Annotated in this window: 8 protein-coding genes; 3 read left to right on the top strand and 5 right to left on the bottom strand. The window is 71.8% G+C overall.

The genetic code is table 11. From position 1 onward, the window contains the following. From ACIQVL_RS46965 to glgB, 3 genes are all read left to right on the top strand, one after another. The coding region (locus ACIQVL_RS46965) for an alpha-glucosidase C-terminal domain-containing protein (protein WP_403478629.1) at positions 1-306 on the top strand (306 nt) is incomplete at its 5' end. A gap of 171 nt (positions 307-477) precedes the next feature. After that, on the top strand, positions 478-1,866 hold the full coding sequence (locus ACIQVL_RS46960; RefSeq protein ID WP_403478628.1) for a maltokinase: 1,389 nt from the start codon (positions 478-480) through the stop codon (positions 1,864-1,866). 18 nt (positions 1,867-1,884) lie between these two features. Then, the gene (gene glgB, locus ACIQVL_RS46955; protein ID WP_403478627.1) at positions 1,885-4,065 is read left to right on the top strand and encodes a 1,4-alpha-glucan branching enzyme; all 2,181 of its coding nucleotides are present in this window, start codon (positions 1,885-1,887) and stop codon (positions 4,063-4,065) included. Here glgB and ACIQVL_RS46950 read toward each other — a convergent pair. From ACIQVL_RS46950 to ACIQVL_RS46930, 5 genes are all read right to left on the bottom strand, one after another. After that, on the bottom strand, positions 4,040-6,277 hold the full coding sequence (locus ACIQVL_RS46950; protein WP_403478626.1) for a HelD family protein: 2,238 nt from the start codon (positions 6,275-6,277) through the stop codon (positions 4,040-4,042). The genes glgB and ACIQVL_RS46950 overlap by 26 nt on opposite strands. Before the next feature lie 179 nt (positions 6,278-6,456). Next, positions 6,457-6,816, bottom strand: a complete 360-nt coding sequence (locus ACIQVL_RS46945; protein WP_403444443.1) for a thioredoxin family protein — start codon at positions 6,814-6,816, stop codon at positions 6,457-6,459. Next, entirely contained in the window at positions 6,813-7,241 is a 429-nt protein-coding gene (locus ACIQVL_RS46940; protein WP_403444441.1) for a MerR family transcriptional regulator, read from the bottom strand. The genes ACIQVL_RS46945 and ACIQVL_RS46940 overlap by 4 nt, the downstream gene beginning before the upstream one ends. Positions 7,242-7,270: 29 nt before the next feature. Beyond that, positions 7,271-8,044, bottom strand: a complete 774-nt coding sequence (locus ACIQVL_RS46935; RefSeq protein ID WP_403444438.1) for a DUF2127 domain-containing protein — start codon at positions 8,042-8,044, stop codon at positions 7,271-7,273. 277 nt (positions 8,045-8,321) lie between these two features. Beyond that, entirely contained in the window at positions 8,322-9,704 is a 1,383-nt protein-coding gene (locus ACIQVL_RS46930; RefSeq protein ID WP_403478625.1) for a cation:dicarboxylate symporter family transporter, read from the bottom strand. Positions 9,705-9,825 lie beyond the last annotated feature (121 nt).

Here is a 9,825-nt window from a genome sequence, read left to right as displayed (position 1 = left end):
CGCATGATCGAGATCCGCAAGCAGAATCCTGCCTTCGGACTGGGGTCCTACACCGAACTGCAGTCCTCCAACCCGGCGGTGATCGCGTTCCTGCGCGAGTACGAGGACGACCTGGTCCTCTGCGTCCACAACTTCTCCCGCTTCGCCCAGCCCACCGAGCTGGACCTCAGGCGGTTCGACGGCCGGCACCCGGTCGAACTGTTCGGCGGGGTGCGCTTCCCGGCGGTCGGCGAGCTGCCGTACCTGCTCACCCTGGCCGGGCACGGCTTCTACTGGTTCCGGCTGCGCGCGGACAGCGCCCCGTAAGGGGCGCGGGGAACTGCGCGACCGGCCCCCACCGGCCCGCAGACGAAGAACGGCACACCCAGCGGAGCGCACAGGCACAGTCCACCCCGGGCGGCGGCGTTTGGTTTCCGCCGACCCGCCTGGGGCACGCATCACTAACGCCCCCGACGACCGGGGAAAGGACGTACCGCCATGGCGGAAACGGTCAGCCCCTCCACTCCCGCTCTCCTCGCCTCGCTCGACCCCCTGCTGCGCGAGTGGCTGCCCCGGCAGCGCTGGTTCGCCGGCAAGGGGACCCCGGTCACCGGCTTCTCCGCGGTGGCCGAGACCGAACTCCTGCCCTCGGACGGCCGGCTGGGCCTGCACCACCTGCTGGTCCGCGCCCACCAGCCGCCCGCCCCCGCCGAGGCCGGCGACTGCTACCAGCTCCTCATAGGCGTGCGCGAGGCGCTGCCGCCCAGGCTGGCGCCCGCGCTGATCGGACACCTGACCGACGGCCCGCTGGCCGGGCACACGGTCTACGACGCGCTGTACGACCCCCGGCCCGCCGAGGTCCTGCTGGAGGCCCTGCGCACCCGGGCCCGCATCGGCGACCTGCGCTTCGAGCGCGAACCGGGCCAGGAGATACGCGAGGGGCTGGTGGCCCGGCTGCTGACCGCCGAGCAGTCCAACTCCTCGGTCGTCTACGGAGATACGTTCATCCTGAAGCTGTTGCGCCGGGTCGTGCCCGGTGTCAACCCCGATCTGGAGATACCCCTGGCCCTGGCCCGCGAGAGCTGCGCCCGGGTGCCCGCGCCGACGGCCTGGCTGCGGGCGGAGCTGGCCGGCGAGCACGGTGAGCCCGCGGAGCCGTACGTCCTGGCGGTCCTCCAGCCCTTCGTGCGGGGCGCGACCGACGGCTGGGAGCTGGCGCTGCGCGAGCTGGGCAAGGGCGAGGACTTCGCGGCCGAGGCGCGGGCGCTGGGGCGGGCCACCGCCGAGGTGCACACGGCGCTGGCCCGGGCGCTGCCGACCGCCACCCTCGGGCACAGCCAGCTGGAGTCGCAGGTCGCCGGCATGACCGAGCGGCTGGCGGCGGCCGTGCAGGCGGTGCCCGCGCTGCGGCCGTACGAGGACGGGCTGCGGTCCGCCTACACCGCGCTGGCCGACCTGGCCGCCGAGGGCCGCACCTGGACCGCCCAGCGGGTCCACGGCGACCTGCACCTGGGGCAGTGCCTGCGGGCGCCGTCCGGTCAGTGGTCGCTGATCGACTTCGAGGGGGAGCCGGCCCGCCCGCTGGCCGAGCGCCGGATGCCGCAGCCGCCGGCGCGGGACATCGCCGGGATGCTGCGCTCCTTCGACTACGCGGCCCACTCGGTGACCCCGCCGGCCCTCGGCTGGGCACGCGGCTGCCGGGCGGCCTACTGTGCCGGCTACGCCGAGATCACCGGCGCCGACCCGCGCACCGACCCCGTGCTGCTGCGGGCCTACGAGACCGACAAGGCCGTCTACGAGGTCGTCTACGAGGCCCGGCACCGCCCCGACTGGCTTCCCGTCCCGCTGTCGGCCGTGCACCGCCTGGCCACCCCCGACCCGACCTGATCCCCGGGAGACGCGTCCGTGACCTCCAACACCCCCGTGTCCGTAGCCGCCGGCGACCGTGAGCGGCTGCTGCACGGCACCCACCACGACCCGCACTCGGTGCTGGGCGCGCATCCGGTCCCGGGCGGGATCGCCGTCCGCGCGTTCCGCCCGTTCGCCCGCGCGGTGACCGCCGTCGCGGGCCGGGATCTGCGGGCCCAACTGCACGACGACGGCGACGGGTTCTTCTCCGCCCTGCTCCCCCTCTCCGAGGTGCCGGTCTACCGGCTGCTGGTGGAGTACGACGGGACGGTCCGGGAGACCGAGGACGCCTACCGCTTCCTGCCCACCCTCGGCGACCTGGACCTGCACCTGATCGGCGAGGGCCGGCACGAGCGGCTGTGGGAGGTGCTCGGTGCGCATCCGACCGTCCAGCAGGGCGTGCCGGGCACCCGGTTCACGGTGTGGGCGCCGAACGCCCAGGGGGTGCGGGTGGCCGGCGGCTTCAACTTCTGGGACGGCACCGGCGCTCCGATGCGCTCGCTCGGCTCCTCGGGTGTCTGGGAGGTGTTCCTGCCGGGCATCGGCGAGGGCGAGCTGTACAAGTTCGAGATCACCCGCCCGGACGGCTCCCGGACGCTGCGGGCGGACCCGATGGCCCGGCGTACCGAGGTGCCCCCGAACACCTCGTCGATCGTCACCGGGTCCCGGCACGAGTGGGACGACGCGGAGTGGATGGCGCACCGCGGCGACACCCCCGTCCACAAGGCGCCGTTCTCGGTCTACGAGGTGCACCTGGCGTCCTGGCGCCCCGGCCTGACCTACCGGCAGCTGGCCGAGGAACTGCCCGCCTACGTCGGCGACCTGGGCTTCACGCACGTGGAGCTGATGCCGGTCGCCGAGCACCCCTTCGGCGGCTCCTGGGGCTACCAGGTCACCGGCTTCTACGCGCCGACGGCCCGGCTCGGCACCCCCGACGACTTCAGGTTCCTGGTCGACGCGCTGCACCGGGCGGGCATCGGGGTGCTGATGGACTGGGTGCCGGCGCACTTCCCGCGGGACGACTGGGCGCTGGCGGAGTTCGACGGCCGCCCGCTGTACGAGCACGCGGACCCGCTGCGGGCCGCGCATCCCGACTGGGGCACCCTGGAGTTCGACTTCGGCCGCCGCGAGGTGCGCAACTTCCTGGTGGCGAACGCCGTGTACTGGTGCGAGGAGTTCCACATCGACGGCCTGCGGGTCGACGCGGTCGCCTCCATGCTGTACCTGGACTACTCGCGCGAGCCGGGCCAGTGGACGCCGAACGAGCACGGCGGCCGGGAGAACCTGGACGCGGTGGCGTTCCTCCAGGAGATGAACGCGACGGTCTACCGCCGGTCCCCGGGGGTGGTCACGATCGCCGAGGAGTCGACGGCCTGGGAGGGCGTGACCCGGCCCACCGACAGCGGCGGCCTCGGCTTCGGCCTGAAGTGGAACATGGGCTGGATGCACGACTCGCTGGAGTACATGTCCCACGAGCCGGTGCACCGCAGGTACCACCACCACGAGATGACCTTCTCGATGGTCTACGCGTACAGCGAGAACTACGTCCTGCCCATCTCCCACGACGAGGTGGTGCACGGCAAGCGCTCCCTCGTCTCCAAGATGCCCGGTGACTGGTGGCAGCAGCGCGCCAACGACCGCGCCTACCTGGCCTTCATGTGGGCCCACCCGGGCAAGCAACTGCTCTTCATGGGGCAGGAGTTCGCGCAGGGCTCGGAGTGGTCGGAGGCGCACGGCCCGGACTGGTGGCTGCTCGACCCGCAGTACGGCGCGGCGGCCGACCACCGGGGCGTGCGGGACCTGGTCCGCGACCTCAACGCGGTGTACCGGGCGACCCCGGCGCTCTGGCAGCGGGACACGGCGCCCGACGGTTTCCAGTGGATCGTGGGGGACGCGGCGGAGGACAACGTCTTCGCCTTCCTCCGCCTGGACGCCGAGGGCACCCCGCTGCTCGCCGTCGCCAACCTCTCCCCCGTGGTCCGCGACTACCGCCTGGGCGTCCCGGACGAGATCCCCGCCTGGCACGAGACCCTCAACACCGACCTGGCCCGCTACGGCGGCAGCGACGTCACCAACCCCGACCCGGTCAAGCCGGAGCCGCAGGGCAGCCACGGCCGCCCGGCGAGCATCCGGCTGACCCTGCCGCCGCTGGCTACGGTGTGGCTGCGGCCTGCCTGAGCCCGTCCGGCAGGCCGCCGGTGTACAGCACGCCCAGCCGCTGGGTGGCCCGGGTCAGGGCCACGTACAGGTCGCTGGTGCCGTAGCGGTCCGGTTCCACCACGAGGACCGAGTCGAATTCGAGGCCCTTGGCCTGGCGCGGGTCGAGCAGGACGACCGTCCGCGTCAGGTCGGGCTCGGCACCGGCCGTGACGCCGTCCAGGCGGGCGGCGAGGGCGCGGTGCAGGTCGCGGGGGGCGATGACGGCCAGCCGGCCCTCGGCGGGGGCGAGTTCGGCGACCGCCTTCTGGACGGCGCCGGGCAGGTCGTCCGTCGGGCGCACCCACGGCCGTACGCCCGTCGAGCGGACCGAGCTCGGGGGCTCGAAGTCCGGGTGCTCGGCGCGGACCACGGCCGCCGCGAGGTCCATGATCTCCGACGGGGTGCGGTAGTTGACGCCGAGGCGGGTGTGCTCCCAGCGGTCCTGGACGTAGGGCTGGAGGATGTCCGCCCAGGAGCCGACGCCGGCTGCCTCCGCGGTCTGGGCCGGGTCGCCGACCAGGGTCATCGAGCGGGTCGGGCTGCGCCGCATCAGCAGCCGCCAGGCCATCGGGGAGAGTTCCTGTGCCTCGTCCACGATGATGTGGCCGAACGCCCAGGTGCGGTCGGCCGCGGCCCGCTCGGCGGCACTGCGGAAGTCCTCCTCCTCCTGGCGCTCGGCGAACCGCTCGGCGTCGATGATGTCGTGCGCGGACAGCACCTCGGAGGAGTCCGGGTCGCTGTCCTCCTTGTCGTCGAACTCGTAGGTGCGGGACGCGTAGGAGACGTCGAGGACGCCCTGGGCGTAGGCGATCTGGGTCTCGCGCTCGCGTTCGGCGCGGGCCCGCGCGACCCGCTCGTCCACGCCGAGCAGCTCGGCCGCCTCGTCGAGCAGCGGCACGTCCGAGACCGTCCAGGTCCGGGTCGCCGGGCGGCGGATCGCGGCCGCGTCCTCGTCGCTCAGGTAGCCCTCGGGGGCGGCGAGGAAGTCGGCGACCAGGCGCTGCGGGGTCAGCCGCGGCCACAGCTGGTCGATGGCCGACCAGACCTCGGGGTTCTCGGCGAGTTCGTCGCGGATCTGGGTGACGTCGGAGGGGTCGAGCAGGCTGCTGCCGTCGAAGGGGTCGGTGCCCACGCGTTCGGCGTAGAGGTCGGTGAGGGTGTTGAGGATGTGACCCTCGAAGTGCTCACGGGCCACGTTGTGCGGGAGCCGGGCGGCGCGGGTGCGCTCGCGGGCCATGTTGACCAGGCCGTCGTCGAGCATCAGCACCTCACGGTCGTGCTCGACGGTGAGGACGGGGTCGGGCAGCGCCTGCCGGTCGTGTACGACGGCGGCCAGCACGTCGGCCATGTCGGCGCGGCCCTTCACGGCGGCCGCCTCGGGGGTGTCGGACGCCGTCGCCTTCACGCCGGGGAACAGCTCGCCGACCGTGGCCAGCAGCACACCCGTCTCGCCGAGCGAGGGCAGCACCTCGCCGATGTAGCCGAGGAAGGCGGGGTTCGGGCCGACGATCAGGACCGCGCGCTTGGCGAGCAGCTCCCGGTACTCGTAGAGGAGGAAGGCGGCGCGGTGCAGCGCGACCGCCGTCTTTCCGGTGCCCGGACCGCCCTCGACCACCAGGACCCCGCGGTGGGGCGCCCGGATGATCTCGTCCTGCTCGGCCTGGATGGTCTGCACGATGTCGGTCATGCGTCCGGTGCGGGCCGAGTTGAGCGCGGCGAGCAGCACCGCGTCGCCGGACGGGTCCTCGTGGCCGGTGCGCTCGCGGTCGCCGAGGTCGAGGATCTCGTCGTGCAGGGCGGCGACCCGGCGGCCGTCGGTGGCGATGTGCCGGCGGCGGCGCAGGCCCATCGGGGTGTGGCCGGTGGCCAGGTAGAAGGGGCGGGCGACCTCGGCACGCCAGTCGACGAGGACCGGGGTGCGCTCGGCGTCGTCCAGGCGCAGCCCGATCCGCCCGATGTGATGCTTCGTACCGGAGGTCAGGTCGATGCGGCCGAAGCACAGCGAGCCGTCGACGGCGTTCAGCGCGGCGAGCAGCCCGGAGCGCTCGGCGACCAGGATGTCCCGCTCCAGGCGGGCCTGCATCGGCTTGTCGCCGAGGGCGAGGGCGTCCGCGACCGAGTCCTCGGTGTCGCCGCGCAGGGCGTCCACCCGCGCGTACAGTCCGTCGATGAATTCCTGCTCATGGCGCAATTCATCGTCCGGAAATTCGGTGTTTGACAATTCCACTCCAGCCCGGATATACTGTGCCCACTGAACTTCTCCGCGACTTCATCGACTCCACCTCGATCTGAAGTCGCGAACTCTTGAATATACGCAAAGAAATCCCCCGGACGCAATTGTCCGGGGGATTCTTCGTATTAGCGGTCGGTTCAGCGCAGTACGTCGGGCAGTACGCCGGGCAGCGCGTCGGCCAGCTCCTCGAGGAGCCGCCGCCTGGGCCGGGCGCCCACCATCGAGCGCACCGGCTCACCGCCCCGGAACACCATGAACGTCGGCATGGACAGCACCCCGTACGCGTTCGTCGTCTCCGGATTGGTGTCCACGTCCAACTGCACGACCTTCAGCCACTCGCCCGCCTCCGCCGCGAGAGCCGTCAGCACCGGGCCCATCTGCCGGCACGGCGGGCACCAGTCGGCGGTGAACTCCACCAGCACCGGCAGCTCCGCCCCGATCACCTCCGCCGCGAAGTCCGCGTCCGTCACCTCGGCCACACCAGCCGCCTTGATCATCGCCCGGTCCCTCCCAGTTCGCAGACCGGCTCCGGACCCCCCGGAGCCAACGCCTCGGCGGCCAGTACGTCCCGCGCCCGCTCGGCCCGCTCCAGCTGGGCCCCGACCGTCGCCCGCACGGCCTGCAACTCGCCGATCAGCGAGTCCAGCTCCGCCAGCTTGCGCCGGTAGACCGCGAGCGACGCCGGGCAGGTGTCGCCCTCCGGGTGCCCGGCCCGCAGGCACTCCACGAACGGCCGGGTCTCCTCCAGCTCGAACCCGAAGTCCTGCAGCGTCCGGATCTGCGTGAGCAGCCTCAGGTCACTCTCGTCGTACGTCCGATGCCCGTTCCCGGCCCGCCGCGCGGGCAGCAGCCCACGTGCCTCGTAGTACCGCAGGGCCCGCGTGGTGGTCCCGGCCCGTGCGGCCAGCTCGCCGATTCGCATGCCTACGACGGTAGGACTTGACGCCGACGTCAGGACAAGCTCGGCTCGACCCCCGCGGACTCCTCGACCTCCAGGAGCGAGGCGCTGTGCCGCTCCTCGTCGAAGGCCTTGCGCCCGCCCCGCAGCCCGAACAGCCGCTTGGCGAGGGCGATGTAGAGCACCGCGAGGATGTTGAGCACGAGGGTCGCGATCTTCAGGTAGCTGACCTTCTCGGTGAGCTCCCAGATCTCCAGCGGCAGGAAGGCGGCGGTGGCGACGACCGTGAGGTACTCCGCCCACCGCTTGGCGTACCAGAGGCCGACCGCCTCCACGAGCTCGATCAGCGCGTACGCCAGCAGCAGCGCGGCCACCAGCAGCAGCGTGGAGTGCTTGTAGCCGAAGGCCTTCTGGATGGACCCGACGACCGGTGAGTGGTCGAGGTCGTAGTGGAAGTGCTTGAAGACCGGCCGGAAGGTGTCCAGGTACTCGTTGAAGAGCCTGCGCACCGCGTCCTGGCTGTTGCTGAACTTCCACACCGCGACCGCGACCAGCACGATGAACACCCCGCGCACGGCCCGCTCGATCGCGAGGAAGCGCAGGATGAACAGGTCCCGCAGCACCTTCCCGCGCGGCACCAGCGGAGCGTCGTCGGCGGGCCCCGAGCCGTGCGGCTCGCCGAGCGCGAAGTCGCCGCAGCGCAGACACCGCCAGGCGTCCCCGACCGCGGTCTGCGCGTGCAGCCGCACCCGCAGCCGCGGGTCGTCCGGGGCATAGGTCACATGCCCCTTGCGTGCGCAGTGCCGACGGTCCCAGTCGATCGCCATCCCCCGTGCCTCCAAATACCGATGTGCCGTTCCCGTTGGACAGGAACGGCACGTTAGTGGATACGTCTGACAGGCGGGACCGAGGGGGTGGACCGGGCGGCTGGACAACGGGGGGAGTTCCCAGCCGCCCGGCGAACGGTGACCGGACGCCCGGCCCGGGTTCAGGCCGGGCCGGACGTCCGGCGGCTTCACAGATGCCGCGGTGCAGCGCCCCTTGAGGGGCGCGAGGAACTGCGCGACCAGCCCCCACCCACCCGCAGCCGACGACGACGGCGCACTACGCCTTCGCCAGCTCCTCCCGCTGCTCGGGAAGGTCAGGCGCAACCCCCGGCTCCCCCTCGTCCAGCAGCGTCTTCTCGTCGAACGGCAGCTCACCCGCCAGCACCTGCTGCACCCGGTCCTTGTCGATCTCCTTGGTCCAGGTACCGATCAGGACCGTCGCGACCGCGTTCCCCGCGAAGTTGGTCAGCGCGCGGGCCTCGCTCATGAACCGGTCGATGCCGACGATCAGACCGACGCCGTCCACCAGCGCGGGCTTGTGCGACTGCAGACCGCCGGCCAGCGTGGCGAGACCGGCGCCGCTGACACCCGCCGCACCCTTGGAGGCCAGCAGCAGGAAGAGCAGCAGCGGGATCTGCTCGCCGACCGACATCGGCGTGCCGAGGGCGTCCGCGATGTACAGCGACGCCATGGTCATGTAGATCATGGTGCCGTCGAGGTTGAAGGAGTACCCGGTCGGGACGGTGATGCCGACGACCGGCTTGCTGACGCCCAGGTGCTCCATCTTCGCGATGAGCCGCGGCAGCGCGGACTCGGAGGAGGAGGTGGACAGGATCAGCAGGAACTCGCGGGCGAGGTACTTGAACAGCAGGAAGATGTTGAGCCCGGAGACGACCCGCAGCACCGTCCCCAGCACCACGAAGACGAAGAGCACGCAGGTGACGTAGAAGCCGAGCATCAGCACGGCGAGGCTCTTGAGCGCGTCGATGCCGGCGGAGCCGACGACGGCGGCGATGGCACCGAACGCACCGATCGGCGCGGCCCACATGATCATGCCCAGAATGCGGAAGACGAGCCGCTGGATGTGCTCGACACCGCGCAGCACCGGCTGCCCCGCCGACCCCATGGCCTGCAGCGCGAACCCGGCGAGCAGCGCGATCAGCAGCGTCTGCAGCACCTGGCCCTCGGTGAAGGCGGAGACGAACGTGGTCGGGATGATCGACAGCACGAAGTCGACGCCGCCGAGCGCCTCGGAGTCCACCTGGGCGTGACCGGTGGCCTTGAGGGCGTCGGTGATGTGCAGCCCGTCACCGGGGTGCAGGATGTTGCCGACCACCAGGCCGATGGTGAGCGCGACCAGCGACATCACCAGGAAGTAGCCGAGCGCGATGCCGCCGACGGCACCGACCTTGGCGGCCTTCCGTACGGACCCGATCCCGAGCACGATCGTGCAGAAGATGATCGGCGAGATCATCATCTTGATCAGGTTGACGAAGCCGGTCCCGAGCGGCTTCAGCTCGACCCCGGCGTCGGGCCAGACGAGCCCCACGACGATGCCGAGCGCCACCGCGGCGATCACGGCGATGTACAGGTAATGGGTGCGGTCCCGCTTCACAGCGGGTGCGGCAGGTGCCGTATCGGGGGTGCTGGCTGCGGCCACGGCTGCCCTCCTTGACGTCTTCGTCGGTACCACCGGCGTGCGGCTCACGTCCGGGCGATGTGGGGGATGCCGTGACTATCTCCCGGTCTGTGAGGGCGGTCACCCTTCCGTTCATTGAGTT

The organism is Streptomyces sp. NPDC090499 (assembly GCF_044769305.1).
Taxonomy (GTDB): domain Bacteria; phylum Actinomycetota; class Actinomycetes; order Streptomycetales; family Streptomycetaceae; genus Streptomyces.
The sequence above is the reverse complement of the archived record's forward strand: the minus strand, read 5'-3'. Positions and strand labels throughout refer to the sequence as shown.

Excerpts from the sequence above, each read along its gene's own strand:
- ACIQVL_RS46940 (WP_403444441.1), bottom strand. The coding sequence starts at position 7,241 with ATGCGAATCGGCGAGCTGGCCGCACGGGCCGGGACCACCACGCGGGCC.
- ACIQVL_RS46960 (WP_403478628.1), top strand. The coding sequence starts at position 478 with ATGGCGGAAACGGTCAGCCCCTCCACTCCCGCTCTCCTCGCCTCGCTC.
- ACIQVL_RS46945 (WP_403444443.1), bottom strand. The coding sequence starts at position 6,816 with ATGATCAAGGCGGCTGGTGTGGCCGAGGTGACGGACGCGGACTTCGCG.
- ACIQVL_RS46935 (WP_403444438.1), bottom strand. The coding sequence starts at position 8,044 with ATGGCGATCGACTGGGACCGTCGGCACTGCGCACGCAAGGGGCATGTG.